The organism is Rhizobium sp. C4 (assembly GCF_021026315.1).
GTDB lineage: Bacteria > Pseudomonadota > Alphaproteobacteria > Rhizobiales > Rhizobiaceae > Ensifer_A.
This window is the reverse complement of the sequence record NZ_JAJNCX010000014.1, coordinates 25,264-40,115: the sequence shown is the minus strand read 5'-3', so window position 1 is coordinate 40,115 and position 14,852 is coordinate 25,264. Positions and strand designations below refer to the sequence as shown.

General features: G+C 54.5%; 11 protein-coding genes. 6 read left to right on the top strand and 5 right to left on the bottom strand.

The window, feature by feature from the left end; all coding sequences use genetic code 11:
• Positions 1 to 36 precede the first annotated feature (36 nt).
• Together LQK84_RS20550 and LQK84_RS20545 are read left to right on the top strand one after the other, a co-directional pair.
• Complete coding sequence (locus tag LQK84_RS20550) at positions 37 to 1,485, top strand: metallophosphoesterase family protein (RefSeq protein WP_230830597.1); 1,449 nt, start codon at positions 37 to 39, stop codon at positions 1,483 to 1,485.
• Positions 1,485 to 3,815, top strand: coding sequence for an ATP-binding protein (locus LQK84_RS20545; RefSeq protein ID WP_230830596.1), 2,331 nt, complete (start codon positions 1,485 to 1,487; stop codon positions 3,813 to 3,815). The genes LQK84_RS20550 and LQK84_RS20545 overlap by 1 nt, the downstream gene beginning before the upstream one ends.
• 789 nt (positions 3,816 to 4,604) lie before the next feature.
• On the opposite strand, the gene LQK84_RS20540 is transcribed toward LQK84_RS20545, so the two are convergent.
• From LQK84_RS20540 to LQK84_RS25370, 4 genes are all read right to left on the bottom strand, one after another.
• Positions 4,605 to 6,551 (bottom strand): DotA/TraY family protein, encoded by a 1,947-nt coding sequence (locus LQK84_RS20540; RefSeq protein ID WP_230830595.1) that lies wholly within the window; start codon positions 6,549 to 6,551, stop codon positions 4,605 to 4,607.
• Positions 6,548 to 7,246 carry a hypothetical protein gene (locus LQK84_RS20535; protein WP_230830594.1) on the bottom strand — a complete coding sequence of 233 codons (699 nt, stop codon included), beginning with the start codon at positions 7,244 to 7,246 and terminating at the stop codon, positions 6,548 to 6,550. Before LQK84_RS20535 ends, LQK84_RS20540 begins: the two co-directional genes overlap by 4 nt.
• A complete protein-coding gene (locus tag LQK84_RS20530) occupies positions 7,243 to 8,394 on the bottom strand; it encodes a plasmid recombination protein (RefSeq protein WP_230830593.1) in 1,152 nt (383 codons plus the stop codon). Before LQK84_RS20530 ends, LQK84_RS20535 begins: the two co-directional genes overlap by 4 nt.
• Positions 8,395 to 8,813: 419 nt before the next feature.
• Positions 8,814 to 9,107: an HNH endonuclease signature motif containing protein gene (locus LQK84_RS25370; RefSeq protein ID WP_442966996.1), complete on the bottom strand. Its 294-nt coding sequence runs from the start codon at positions 9,105 to 9,107 to the stop codon at positions 8,814 to 8,816.
• 102 nt (positions 9,108 to 9,209) lie between these two features.
• Here LQK84_RS25370 and LQK84_RS20525 point away from each other — a divergent pair, with 102 nt between their 5' ends.
• From LQK84_RS20525 to LQK84_RS20515, 3 genes are all read left to right on the top strand, one after another.
• Positions 9,210 to 9,959 carry a hypothetical protein gene (locus tag LQK84_RS20525; protein WP_230830592.1) on the top strand — a complete coding sequence of 250 codons (750 nt, stop codon included), beginning with the start codon at positions 9,210 to 9,212 and terminating at the stop codon, positions 9,957 to 9,959.
• A gap of 170 nt (positions 9,960 to 10,129) precedes the next feature.
• The gene (locus LQK84_RS25280) at positions 10,130 to 11,806 is read left to right on the top strand and encodes an ATP-dependent nuclease (protein ID WP_230830591.1); all 1,677 of its coding nucleotides are present in this window, start codon (positions 10,130 to 10,132) and stop codon (positions 11,804 to 11,806) included.
• A gap of 593 nt (positions 11,807 to 12,399) precedes the next feature.
• Positions 12,400 to 12,630, top strand: a complete 231-nt coding sequence (locus LQK84_RS20515; RefSeq protein ID WP_230830590.1) for a hypothetical protein — start codon at positions 12,400 to 12,402, stop codon at positions 12,628 to 12,630.
• Positions 12,631 to 12,749: 119 nt separating this feature from the next.
• Here LQK84_RS20515 and LQK84_RS20510 read toward each other — a convergent pair whose 3' ends face one another.
• The gene (locus LQK84_RS20510) at positions 12,750 to 13,148 is read right to left on the bottom strand and encodes a hypothetical protein (protein WP_230830589.1); all 399 of its coding nucleotides are present in this window, start codon (positions 13,146 to 13,148) and stop codon (positions 12,750 to 12,752) included.
• Positions 13,149 to 13,472: 324 nt separating this feature from the next.
• Between LQK84_RS20510 and LQK84_RS20505 the strand changes: the two genes are divergently transcribed.
• Positions 13,473 to 14,798, top strand: a complete 1,326-nt coding sequence (locus LQK84_RS20505; RefSeq protein WP_230830588.1) for a radical SAM/SPASM domain-containing protein — start codon at positions 13,473 to 13,475, stop codon at positions 14,796 to 14,798.
• Positions 14,799 to 14,852 lie beyond the last annotated feature (54 nt).

The window sequence follows — 14,852 nt, the reverse complement described above, 5'->3', positions numbered from 1 at the left end:
TAATTATAGCATCCCTGTCGTGGACGTGCTGGTTTCATGCCTACCTTGATTCACCTTTCCGACCTTCATCGGTCACCTCAAGAGCCCATCGACAACGATACATTACTTGCGGCCATCGCTGCGGATATTGATCGGTTCGCGGCCTCTCACGAGTGGCCAGACGGCCTTATTGTGAGCGGTGACCTCGTTCAAGGCGTAAGACTTGGTGTGGCAAACTTTGATCGTGAGATGCGAGATCAATACGCTGGAGCGTTCGATCTGATCCAGCGTTTATGCGAAGAGTTGCTCGGGGGTGATCGGTCCAAGGTCGCTGTTGTACCCGGCAACCACGACATCTGCTGGAACACCTCCCGTGCTGCGTCGGAAGAGATCGCAGATGTCTCCTATCCTAGAGACCTCCGCCAAGAACTTGGCCGCCGCGAAAGCGCGCTGAGGTGGTCTTGGGCTGAACGGAAACTCTACAAGATCATCGACGACGATACATATGCCGATCGGCTGGGGCGATATTGGGACGCGGTCGAAGCTTTTTATTCGGGCGTGGCCCTGCCGCTCCCGATAGATCGGCGTCGGGGTTTCAATTTGTTTGAGCTATTCGGCGGTAGAATGTTGTTGGCGGGCTTCGAAACTACCCACCGCAATGACCACCTACGGTACGAGGCGGATCTAACCCCAGGCGTCATAGGGCGCTGCGCGCTTCACCTTAGAAAAAATGGGCTGAAGCCCGATTTGCTCGCCGCTGTCTGGCATCACAGTGTCAACGGGCCCCCAAGCAAGGAAGACTACCTCAGCATCGAGAACATCCGCGAAATGGCGGGATTGGGATTCCAGATGGGGTTTCATGGACATCAACATCTCGCTGAAAGTACCGACCTGTCCGTAAGCATAGGCGGTGGCGCGACAATGTCTGTAATAAGCTCGGGTTCATTGTGCGCCGGCTGGACTGATTTGCCGCGGGGGACAAATCGGCAGTACAACATCGTCCGCTTCGATCAAGCGTTCGAGTCTGGAAGTCTGCACGTAAGAGAAATGGCGGAAGGCAATCAGTTCGAACCGAAACGGAATGGTCGCTTTGTCGACGGCATGGTGCCGATCACCTGGTCACCCCGCTTAAACGTTGCCGGATTGATCACCGATGCTGCGGACAAGCAGCTCCGTGCAATCACTGTGGCCGTCGACGACCATAATCGGCAGGGGAGGAAGTCCGATATGACGTCAACACTGCTACACATGAAGCCGAAGCCCGCGACCTACCCCAGATGGGTTCTGCTGCAAGCCTTGAAGATTAGCGAAGACTGGGAGTCTCTTTGGGGCACCTTTTGGCCGACTGACGATGCCGATGAAGCGGCGGGAGCGGCAGAGGCAGCTTATCAATTGAAGGATATCACAAAGTTGGACCTAGTGCTTTCCAGTGGGAAGTTGCCGGCCGTCTACCGTGACACCTTTGAGGTGCGTCGGAACCTTTTGAAAATGAGTGAGAAACCTTAATGGACGCAGAGTTTATCCCGTTCGACGTCGAGGCCTCGCGCGTCATCGAACTCTTGGCCAAGCAAATCTATCAGTCGCCACTCGCCCTCCTACGGGAGAATGTACAAAATGCTTTTGATGCGGTCCGTGAACGGCGTCAGAAAGGAGATGAGTTCGATCCGCGGATCGACGTCGTCGTCCAGACTGAGCAAATCACGATCGAAGACAACGGGGTGGGGATGTCGCGCGAGGAGCTTCGGCGACATTTTTGGACAGCCGGAAGCAGTAGCAAGAACACTCCCGAAGCTCGGGCTGCAGGCGTGGTGGGCACATTCGGCATAGGAGCCATGGCAAACTTCGGTGTTGCCAAAGCCTTGGTCGTCGAGACGGAGAGCGCTCGGACGGCCGAGAGAACGATATCGAAGGCAGAGCGCGACACCTTGTCTCTCAAGGAAGACTGCGTAGAAATGATCGGCGCTGAGACCAAAGGCAGCCCCGGAACAAAGATCACCGCAGTGCTCATCGAACCTGGTTCGATTGACGTCGCGAATGCCAAACAATACCTAAGAGAGTTTGTTCGTCTCGTCGACATTCCTATTTTCGTGAACAACGAACTAATCAGTCAGGTCGGCTTGGATACGGCGGTACCCCGCATACCAGTCGCCCAACAGGAGGCCGGAGTGAACGCCAAGATAGGGCCGCAGCTCCAAGGATCATATGAAATGGCGGTATCCTCCAACGCCGTCGTTAGGTTTGTGTTGCGCGACATTGTTTGGAAAGGGCGATCGCTCGTTGGCCATCTTGCGATCAAGAGCGGCGACGGCGCGATACAAACTGCTCGGAGCGGGTTTGGATTGGCCATGGCCCCACTGAGTTCCCTGTACAATTTTGGCGGTATAGTGGACCTTCAGATACTCGAACCAACTGCGGGTCGCGAGGCGCTCACCTCTGATGGCGTCAGGTTGCTCCAACTAATGCTTTCAGAGATCGAAAACTTCGTCTCCGAGCGGCTGGCGTTGATCGATGAATGCAACTCAAGCACGCCCTTCATGCAGTGGGTGATGTCCCACCATCGCTATGATCTAGCGGGGAAGCTGCTAATCGAGAATTCCGGTAAAGAGGATATCTCGTTGCATGAAGCGCGCCAGTTGTCTGAAAAATCTAGCGCACAGGTCCAGTTTTACGGTGGCTCCGATCCAGGCGTCATCAAGATGTTCGCGTCCGATGACTCCACGCTACTTGTGCTTTCCAGAAGCAACCCACGCCGTCAGTGCCAAGAGGGATTCTTGGCGCAAGTTCCGGCAATCAAAAACATTCCGGACAAACCTACCGTCTCCAATATTGAGGAAGGAATTCATCTCGACAATACGAAATGGGGTGTTGCATTTCGGCTCGAGTCCATCGTCTCAGAGGATTATTTCATCGATATCGCTGTTGCGTTCGGCGACATATCCCATGGGGTTCCCGTGCTTCTCCATACCGGCTCCACCGGAAGCAAGCCGAGGATAATCCTCAGTCCGTCGGCACCGAGTGTTGCGACTCTTCTTCAGGTATTCGTCACACACGTCGACGCATTCAGGAGCCTAGCCAAGGATTTTGCGCGAACTTCGATTTTCCCGCAGATTTCAAGCCTTGTGCCCAGCAGCACTCGCGTTGGGGCCGAGGCCTTTATCCAGGCAATGCGCCGAAAGCGCGAGACCTTCGAATATGACAGCGACGAATGGGATGATCTTTCGTCAATATGGATGGATTACAACGAAGGCCGTATCTCGCTTCCCGACTTTATCGACCGGGCGAAATTCAAGGCGCAGATAAACGTCCAGTATCTGGAAAAGGCCACTGCTGTCAGCGAAGTCGTGCCCGACCTCTTGGAAAACGAACGCAACTTGAACGCCGAGTTGCAGGTCCCGGCACAGTGGGCTGCCGAACCTCCGATGATGCGTACCGAGTCCAGTGCCGCCGCCAAGCTCATAACCATCGAGCCGTCAGAACAAGACCTTCGTGGCTATCGTTGCTTCATTGCCCTCGCGCCCAAAGCCTACGCGGAGTTCGGCGACTTTTTTACTCAACCACACTCTACCTCGGTTGTCTGGGGAGGACAAAAGGTACTGTTTATCTTCATTCACCACTCAGGTGAATTCGGCGTGTACTACGATCTGCAAACGACCGAATTTGTAGAAGAAAAAGCGGGTGGAGGGTCTCAGAGGACATCCACAATTATTCTCAAGGACAAGATTTACATCCCGGTGCCACCAGCTATCCAACCAAGTTTCGTACCCAAGGCGGGAGATCGGAAGCGTTTTGAAATAAAGGCGGATTTGATCAGGACGGGGGTTCCAAATTCCGAATAATGCGGAGCTGGGTGTTCAGCGGTTCGACCATAGCAGCGGCTGAAGAGGATGTGTCCTTAGTCGAGTCGTCTTTCGGCGCAATTGGCGCACAAGCGATCCACGGCTGTAGAGGCTTATCCGCTTTCAGGGCGGCAGATATGAGGACTTTCACCTGAATTAGCAAGTTACATCTGGTCTGTTTCCAGCGGACAACGACCCTGGTGGATGAACAAAAATGTCCCCGAGGCTCAGCCACTTACGCAGACGGGAGCGCGAACTCGATTGTACCTAAGCTACGACAAAAAAGAAAAGCGGCCCAAAAGCCGCTCTCCAAAATCCGCCTCCGCGGCGGTGAACAACCCTCAATGGGGAACGAGAACGGAAAAATCCAGACTGTAGCCTTGATTGCTTCCTAAACCCTCGTGGGGATGTAGAACAGACTAATATGTCTCCATATGTCTTAAACTTCAGAGCCGCCTGTGCGGCGGTTAAGTTTGTCGAAGTTTCTTTCGTCCCTTCGACAATTTAATGGTTGTCCGGATAGAGCGCGCGGTCAACATCTATTTTGGCGGAAGTGTAATTTTTTCGTTTCAGGGGTTTTGACCAGATTGATGTACACGTTGTGACATCACGTATTTCTACATGATGTCCGCCACCGCCCGAAGAACCATTCCGCAGTGACCGCAAGCGTGGCCCAGATACCGCCGAAGACTGTCAAGGTTGTCAGGCTGGCAGACAAGTCCGGTAGCCTGAGGAGCGCACATCCAACGCTCGTCGATATCCCGACAGCTACGCCGATCAGAACTTTTTTCATTTCTTCACCCTCGCTGTTTTCATGAGACCAGAAGACAAGCGTGGCACGGTTCCTCTGCCGGCCAAAGCAATCATTCCGCCGAATGCCCCCGATGCCATAGATGCCTCGCCCCCCGTCCCAGATTGGCCGACCCAGGCCAATACCTTGTCCGGCAGGGCCCAGATCAGCCCAAACCCTTTGATGGTCGCGTACCAGACGAGATATGCTTGTATAGCGGTCATAACGAGAAAGCCGACGAGCCCGACGACATGCCCTCCGGATTGAGCGAGAAAGGCCGTCGGCCAAAGTGTGTCCAATGTTCCCAATGTCGCGTTGAAAACTGGATAAGCAGCGCAAAGGGCGAGCACTGCAAGCGACGGCCGCAATGCGATGTTCACAATTAGCAAAAGACCCATCTTCACGCTGTCGCCTGCGAAGTCGTGGCCGTTATCCATCTTCGTCCAGCGCATCGCCCAAAGCGGAAGGGCAATCATGGCTTCCATCAAAGACGCCAGAACCGTCATTCCTGCCATAAAAATGAACCCGAAGGGCATGATCGGGATCACATAAGCACGTAGCGCACCAATGATCATGAGGCCGCCGATCACCCACTTGCTCCAGTCAAGAAGCCAAGCGGCAGCACCGCCCGCGCCAACGGATGATGAAATCCAGTTGGATCCGGCGACCATTGCGATCCCTCCGGCAGCGATCGCCGCCCAGGCGGTCGAAATCATGGCGTGACCAGACGAGATCAAAGCGCCCATCGCATCTCGATCCGTCATATCATTCGAGGACGATGACGCCCACTCGGCCATTGATCTCGCGACTGGTGCCAGGAGTTTTGTCAGGAAGTCCGCGTTTTCGTCGCCGGCGCTGGCAAAATCGTTGGCAGAAATGCTCACCCGCTCGGACTCACCGGAAACCTGCAGATCGAGGATTTTGAACGCTCGATCAAGCGCGAGGCCGAAATCGCCGTCCGTTCGTGGCGGGGTATCTTCGATCATCTCGTTGACCAACGATGTCATAAGTTCGGAAACCTGGCTGAGATTGCGCCAGTACATTCCGGCCGTCAGAAATCCCTGCTGTTGCGCAGCCTCGACCAGTTTCGAGCGTGACGCTGTATCCGTTGACGCGGCTACCGCCTTGGCTGCGGTCACGACAGTCGCGTCGAAAGTTGCCCCCATGGCGCGAATGTCACGCACGAGATGCGCCGACAGTGTAGTGTCTGCAATGGCGTGGTTGATACCGTCGCCCGAGGAAATGCCATCCCGATGTGCCGCGATCTCTGCGTATCGGGCGGCTTCCTTCCGGAACGCGACGACGAGTTTCGCTGTGGCATCGCGCCGGGAATCGGCAAAGGTGCTGTGACCGGAGGGCATGGAATACGAATACGCCCCGCAGGTCGCGCCATAGCTCCAGAAGACCCTTTCTCCAACAATCTCGCCATTTGCGGCGGGGACCTCAGCCCTCCAGCCCCAAGCGTTTCCAGCGGCGTTGTACACTGCTGCGCAAACCTCATGCCTCAAGACGATCATCGCGACCGTCGATCCGCTTTTGGACGTAGCCACGATCGGAACACCATCCTTTGCGACGGTTGAAACATAAGTTTCCCATGTGGCATCGGCCAGATTGATGCCGCTGCGGGCAACGACGTCGCGGAGCAGGTAATGCACGCCGGAAAACCCGGTCGACGGCATCGGCAGAAGTAAGCCGAGGCCGAAAACGATCCGCAGCGGTGTCCATATCTGGTGCCAGCGGTCGCCGAGGACTTTGCCCGAGTAAGCAGAAGAGACGATGCCCTGTATAGTCCCGTACCCGAGATACAGGGCCGACAACGTGAATAGGGTCGAGGTGAAGATTGCCAGGGTCTTTCCCCATGGCGAAGTCGTGTCGCCCGGCAAGACGGCTGATACCCACTGCCATGCAAGGTTGGATGAGGCCGGCTCAGCTAGCAGGTCAATCATTTCGGCCCGCCTTTCTTGCCAGTAACCTTAGGGCCATCAGTGCCGCCGGGACCGTCGGTCCCTGACGGGCCATCAATTTTTGGTTTGGCGGATTTACTCTCATCTTTCAGCCCGAGAATTTCCCTCTCCAATACCGTCAGCAGGACAGGGACTTGCCGAAGGCGAAGGTTCCGCCGAGGCGTCGGCTTCGGAACTGCTACCGTTCCAGCCGATCCCACCTTTCCCGAGCTGCCTTCTCCACCATCATTTTCGCCATATCGAGCGACGTCTTCGGCTGCGAACGCCTTGTCAGCCAGACTGAACTCGCAGAGTTCGTCGGACTGACGGTCAAGGATCATCCGTCCAATGGACGCCATCTCTGGGAGCGTGTTCCAGAGGTAGCGCAGCCAGGGTCGCCGGCATTCCGGAAGGCCGCAATTCTGTCGGAATACGCTCGCGACCAATTCCACCCGCTCGTTTGCGGTGCGCCATCCCGCCGCGCCGTGCCTGTCGATGCATTCGAGATAGGCAAGCAGTTCGGGCGCTTCCTGTTCAAGCCATGCCTCGCGCCGGCCTTGCGGCAAGGCGCGGTGCGTCAGGCTCCATCTTACCGCATCGAGATCTGCACCGCTCGCGATAGGTAGGTACTCCATGCCGATATCGCGGAGCATCGTGTGGGCGTTCTTTTCGAAAAGTTCGTCGCCTGTCGACTTCATAGTCTCGGTCCTCCCGGTATCGGTGGGGGTTCGTCGAGCGCGGCCGCGAGTGCGTCCGACAGACGCCGAACCTCCTGCCTTGCCATTGCTGCCGCTGCCGCATGATGCCGTGCCGCCCGACGTGCGTCGGACGTTCGCTTTTCGGCTTCCGCTCGTGCCTCACGCTCTCGCGCAGCATCGGATCTTGCCCGTTCGGCAAGGGCTTGAGCTGCGGCAAGGTCCCGCCCAAATTCACGCCGGATCTGCTCGCGAACCCGCGACTGTTGGATGCCGTCGGCAACGGAACGGATTGCACCACCAATGCCCTTCAGGCGCTCCGCCGCGACCCGGCCCTTCTCGGCATCGGCGCGGATCGCGGCCGCCTCAGCCTTGGTGCGGTCGACATAAGCTTGGCCTCTGGCCTGAATATGGGCGGCCCGACCGAGGGCATTCTGTAATGCTCTCGCCTGGGCTTGTTCGGCTTTCCACTCCTCCCGAGTGAGGCGACGTCGCGCAGGACCCAGACGCGTCAGCCCGCACGGAACGGCAACGGCATCGTGATAAGAGTCTTGCCATTCACGCATCGCCGCTTTGTACGCCGCGTTCGACCTTTTGTTCAGAGCTTTGCCATCCTCACCCGGTCTTGGTCCTGCGATCATGACGGCTCGCTTTGCGACGATGCCGGGGTGGTAGGCGGCCGCCCTCATTTCCGGATCGGATGTCGGGACGATATAGGCATGGATATGCCGCTGCTTTTCGTCGGTGTGGCGGATGACAGACTTGAGCGCGGAGCCATATTGATCCCGCAGCCATTTGACGGTCCGTTGTTCCCAGTCCCTTACCTCGACGAGCTTGTCCCCGTTGGTGCGGACTTCCGCGACCGTGTATGGATGGCTCGCGACGACGGTATGGAGCGTCTTCTGCCGGGACTGAATTTTCCGGAGCCTTCCCCGCGCGCCCGCGGTCATCGCGGCCGCCGCTGCGGTGTCGTGCATCGCCCTGACTTCTTCGATGTCGAGGCCGTATATGATCGTCGGCGGATGCGGGTCAGCTACGTGGACAGAGGCGATCGGTTGCCGCGCCGCTTCGTCTAAAATGAAGTCCGATGACCGACCTTGGCGGTCGGCTTTCCGGCTGTAGCATTCGAGGTGGATGAACTGGTATGCCATGTATTTGGCACTCGGGAGAATGCCTACATGGTGCCTGCCGGCGGAAAGAGAAAAAAGCAAAAAGAATGATGATAGTGACCGACTATCATCATTCGCCAAGGCTCATGGTGTGGCTCTCCAAGGGCAGACCTGAAACCTTGTCTAACGCAGGAAAATGAACAGGAGCGCTGGAATCGCAACTGTGAGAACACCTAACGAAAAGCCCCGCCAGCGAGACCATTTCCAGGCGAGGTATTCTGGCCACGATAATGAGGCCCTCCAGGTCCGAAAGGCTCGCTTGTTCACATCTTCGTAAGCTTGATATGTGCGCCAACCCACCTTCACCACCTCCTCAATCAATGCAGACCAACGCCATCTAAACGTTCAACAATACCAAGCAGGACCGAAGGGCGAAGTCTTCGTACACTCTAGAACGCTGCTCACGGACGCTTAAGCGCGCCCGCATTTTTTTCGAAATTGCACTCATAGCATTCGGCTTGAATGTTCGAGATGTCGTCAGTGCCGCCATGATAGACCGCTGTCTTATGCCCCTTGGTCCACGAATATTTGTATCGTGGATCCAGCCGCTTGGGAATGGCATCCCATGGACGCTCGCATTCAGCACATACTGGACTGGCAGCAAGGACCGCCCTCCATTCGGAAGTGGTATGCTTGCCGCCGTTTGCTTTCAGTCTCGCGTTCCGAACGTGACCGCGAATATTTCGGCAATCCATGCAGGCGTTCCACGCGTTAAAGCGCGAACCTCCGCATTTCGTACATTCATTTCTAACACTTGTGTCCATAAAACAGAGCTATATCTGACTAGGATTTCCCGAATGCGCAAAATCGACCGCCGACAAGTAACCGCACTTACGCGTCTCTCCACGGGAAAGAAAGTTCCGCTTGGAGCCTTCTTTGGAGTCGGTCGGAAAACTTGGCAGTCATTAATCGACAACGGCTGGGCGACACAAGACAGTGTGTCGAGCAAGCTATTGATCACCGAACTCGGCCAAAAGGTCTACGCTAAGGCAGCGCTTGATGGCATTGAGCCGCTCCAGAGCCCCGAAGATCACTCGTGGATCGACGAAGAAGGGGGCATTTACCGCGCCATTTTTGAGAATGGGCATGAGTCCCCAGGCTTCCCGGACCACTGGCAAGCGAATGACTACCGCGTCGCGTTCGGTATTGTCCGTGAAAATCCCGATTCATCCTTGCCTGCGTTTGCTTTAAGCGATGAACCTACCGCTATTCTCCATCCAACTGACAAAGTGATCAGAGCGCACGTGGCACTGCTTGAAATCAATAAACAAAAGTACCAACCGCACCATCGGTGGGTAGAGACAAGTCCGGGGGAGAAAAAAGAAGATTTTACAGCTTGGGATGGTGAAGAAAATTTTGCGCGCATATGCTTCGATAAGAATTCACGAAGGAAAGGAGGGAAGTGGAAGTGGGAGATCATTCAGCCGACGTGGCTGCGAGAAAACTCATTTTATAGTTTGAATGGATGGATGCCAACAGCACGCGATGCAGTAGAACGGGTAGAACAAGAATGGCACTCACTGAGAAATGTTCACGCTCGCCTTTAGAGCTGGCCACGAATTCAACGCGCATCAACGGTCTTAACAACATCCACGAGGCATGAGGTTTGGATGAATTCGTTGGCCTTCTTGAGCGCCATGCGGCCGGACCTGGCGGCATCTTATTGGCTCCTTAACCTCAAAGATTAGCAATGCCTAGAATTCCAGCCGACGCCCAAGTGACGATTGTTTTCGCGAAAAGCCGAGAGGCTGTGCTGGCGGCTGAATTGCCGAGACCGTATGTGGCTGTATTGCCCGATCCCGAGCAATTCGACGACTTCGGCCACACCTATCTGGCAAGGATGATGTTCGCCAGTTTAGATGGTGACCCGACGGTATTCCGTTTCCGTTTGATGGTGCGCGGATTCAATCGCACCTCTGACGCTATGGCTGAAATTCTAGGTGGCGCGGACATTCGGCCGATCGCTGAGGTCCAGCCGGACTTCGCTACGCTCCTTCCTAAACGCGATCAATATATGCAGATTGTATCGAAACTTGGGTTCGAGGCGGCCATCGCCAGTCTCCGCCGGCTTGGTGACGCGGTGGTCGTCAGGATTGAGAACCAAGATCAGCCACGGCTAGAATTGATAGGAAGCCGTGATTTCTACCTCGGCATAATTCGAGCAGGTGGGGCGTTCTCGGCGCTGAAGCAGGGGAGTCGCTATTTCCGACAGGTGATGCCGCCCGATGTCCAAGACGCGGCGCGCGGAAGGTCGCGTTTCACCGCCCAGTTGAGAAGCGCGCAAAATCGGTACGAACTGGACATCGACTTCGACGAAGACCCGATCTTCAAGACCCGTACCAACGTCTTGATCGGCAAAAATGGCACGGGCAAGACACAGTTGCTCAAGGCAATGATCGACGCGCTGACGACAGCCGATCCGAATAAGCTGACTGATAACGCTCCTGCGTTTGATCCGCCATTGGAAGTATCACGTGTCTTAGTCTTTTCGTCCGTTCCAAACGATCCGTTTCCAAAACAGATCGGAGCTTGGCTCGGGATCGACTACGAGCACTTCGCCGTGAACTATGCGGAACGGGATCGACCTGACACCCTTCTAGAGTCATTGGTAACCTGCGTTCGCGACGACGATGATCGACGCCTCGCGCAAGTAGAAAACAACCACGACCGTATCGACATCTTGCGTAATGGCCTTACAGCCATCGGGATTTGGAATCAGATCTATCTTCCACTGGCCGCCCCTGAGGCGGACGAAGGTCTCCCGCATGAGGTGGAAATTGGGGGACATCACTACTTTCCCTTGGCCCGGCGACTTGGAGAGCAGAATACGTTGCTCTTGCTGCGGCGGATTGATTGGAACCGGATGCCGATCATAATGGACGAGGATCTCCAGGCTCGCGCGTTAAGCAGCGGGGAGATTTCATTGGTCCGACTTACGGCGCAGCTCGTTGCATCGATCGAACAAGGGTCTTTGTTGATACTTGATGAACCTGAAAACCACCTGCACCCGAATTTTGTCTCAGACATAATGGCGCTACTTCAACACCTTCTTGAGGTGACCGGGTCAGTCGCGATTATAGCGACCCATTCGGCTTATATCGTCCGGGAAGTCCCGCGAGATCAGGTGCATGTCCTAACAATGGACGGCCGCGATATTCAGATTGTCCGGCCGCGCATGCAAACCTTCGGCGCGAGCATCGACACCATTTCACAGTTTGTCTTCGGCGACACGAACCTGGCGCATCGCTATCAAGACAGGCTTGAAGCTTGGGCTGATGAAGTCGGCCAGGGGATGGGCATCGACGCCGTGATCGAGCGGTTTGGTGACCGACTCAATGCCGAGAGTCTTTCCATAATAGCCGCACGTCTGAAACAGAACGACGCAGGAAATTGATGCGCAGCTTACCCGTACCAACATCCGCTGATGGTGACGACAGCGAGATTGAAGCCCTATGCCGGGATCCAATTTTCGCACCGGGTAGGCAGGAGTGGCTTGCAGCATACGCGGCATATCGAGCCGTCGGTGGGAATCCGTGGGCCTTCGATCCCCTCTATGTTGATAGTGATCTTCACCACAGACGATACGACCTTTATGACGGGAGAAAGAATTCCCCTGAATTAAAGGCTATACGCGATAACAAGCAGTTAAAGTACTGTCCAATGTGCGGTTCCCCAGTCATCGGCAGCTTAGACCACTATCTCCCGCGGACAACCTACAGTGAATTTTCGATCATGCGCGCAAACTTGGTGCCCGCGTGCATGCACTGCAATTCAAGCACAAAGGGGAAGACTTACAGGGGAGAAGCAGAGCATGAGCGGTTCATTCATCCGTATTTCGACGCCTGGGCAAACGGGCCTGTCTGGCAGGTGGAAATCGACGCCCCCTATAGTGCCGCGACATTTCGTCCGGTTCCTACCCCGGACTTAGGTGAGCCGAGGAGGAGCCTCGTTCAGTTCCACCTTAGGAACGTCCTCGGGAAGCAATTCATGATCTCAACCGTGAATCTGTGGGCAACCTACCACGAAACGCTCGCGGTGAATCTCGACGACTATGCTCTGGATGCCGTGATCGCTCGGATTGGTAAGGACCGAAAAATTGCAGAAATCACCGCAGGCACGAATAGTTGGAGCGCGGCATTCATGCGCGGACTTCAAGCCAGCGGCCCTGCCATCGTTCACGTGCGAATGAAGTTACTTGAGTTCGTCGAAAACGCCTAAATGATTATCCGCCGCCCCGCCAGGCAGATGGTTCATCTCTTGCGGTGCGCGACGTTATGAAGGTGAAGGCGGATTTCCGCCATTTCAAGAAGAGTCTAAAAGGCATCCAGCGGATGCAATTAATGTATCAGAATTTTAGCAAATTGTGTGCGCCAGCTAAGGTTCGGGTACGGGTAGAGGAGTGTAAATTCTTCGCTTTCGCCAGTAACGGGATTACGCATTGTGAATTTTCCTGTCGCATACTCTTCCACTTTTTCTAGGGTAAGATACCCCTGCATCGCAGCTTTGGTGTGAGCAAAGGGCATTCTACTCATCGACTCTGCCAAGAAATCCTTCAAGGACGGGGTCCAATCACCGCTTGAAATGACCCGATACACGGGTAGCCTAGTAATCTCGCTAGGCGAAACCCCTACCAATTCAGCAATACTGTTGATCTCTGCGTCCGTAAGAGGGAGCAGACCTCCCATCTTTACGACATCTTCACGACTAACGATCTCTGGTTGCTCAAAAGTGCTCATGCGCTCACCTTGTTGATCGGTTCTAGCTGTTAAGGCACTGCAAATCTAGAAGATGGCCACACTCAAGAGACAAATTATAGATGCCCCTCCCAGTGTCGGCCCTAAACAGGCAATTAATAATCTCACAGAAATACTTCGCGTATATTTGTGGGAATCCCCGAATACTCTTCCCGTATATCCATCTACAAGCTGCGTCGAATCCAAAGATATATTTTTGCGATTAAAAATGCAACTTCAAATACTAATGATGCCATGATTACTCAATTCTTGCTTGATTTTTACAATTTATGAGGTAGCATTGCTGTCGATAGGGAGGCGCTTACAATGAAGATTGTCGCCGAAGAAGTATTTGAACCCCCTCGATCTGGCCCTCCCGAAGGAGGGGATGCACTAGAGTCTTTACTTGCCCTTCTACCACGAAAATCGGCCGAAGCCTTTATGCCGCTTATAGAAGAAGATGGCATAGACATATGGAATCTAAGATTTCGATCTGGTTTAGACCTCTTCTCTGAAGAGGAATACGATATCGTTCGCCGAATACAGAATGGTCCAAAAAGCACTTTCTCTACCCCCAGCAGGCACGTTGTAATAATATTGAAAGCCACAAGATTATGTAATCTCCGATGCACATACTGTCATTCTTGGCGGTCGGGCGCGGGAAATGTTATGCCCCTGCAAACGCTTGCCAATATCAGTCATCAGGTATTAACTTCTCCTCACATCGACGAAGTTGACTTTGTTTGGCATGGGGGAGAAGTAACCCTCCTGCCAATCGAGTATGTGGAGCGCGCTTTATGGATACAGCAGCAGTACGCCGCCCCAAATATGAAGATAGCTAATTCACTTCAAACTAATGCAACGCGGATCACTCCAGAATGGATTGAACTCTTCAAGAAATACAGAGTCAATATTGGAGTGAGTATCGATGGACCGCCCGAAGTTCACGATTTGCGAAGGGTAGACAAGAAAGGCCAAGGCACATCCGCTGCAGTGCAGAGAGGAATATCCATGTTGCAGGCCTCTGGCCTGCGGGTGGGAGCGCTCGCCGTGGTTGATGAATGCGTAATAAAGTTGGGACCCAGAGCTTATCTCGAATATCTGGTCGATTTAAAGGTCCCCGCCGTCGCCCTCCTCAATGCGTTGCCGAGCAACAGCATCAGGGATAGTGACGAATCATGGCTGCCATGGAAAGTATTTTCTGATTTTCTGCGTGATTTATTCGATGTTTGGTGGAGGGACTATCGTAGCGCAATAACCATTCGCGAATTGCAAGCATTGGTTGACGCGGTGAAAGCGGGATATACAGGACTTTGCATCTATAGAGAAAACTGCATGGGTCGATACTTGACTATCGAGCCTAACGGAGATGTTTCCGCCTGCGACAAGTATGTAGGCGATCCTGACTTCACGTTTGGCAACATAGAGTCAATCGGACTGGGTGAAATGATGAGGGATTCAACAAAATTGGCATCTGCCATCAAGGTGGTGGACGACGCCAAGTTGCATACTTCTGGGTGCCCCGAGTATGCAATCTGTAGCGGCGGATGCCCGCACGATGTGCGTCTTCGCCAGTTGCATGGGAAGGAGGGGCAAGTCGAGTGTTGTGGTTTGCGGTCGCTTATCGGTGATGTTCGCAACACAATCTTATAGGGAGACTTTTTATGGCACGCGAGATTAATCTCACAGAAGATGATGTGAAGTCGC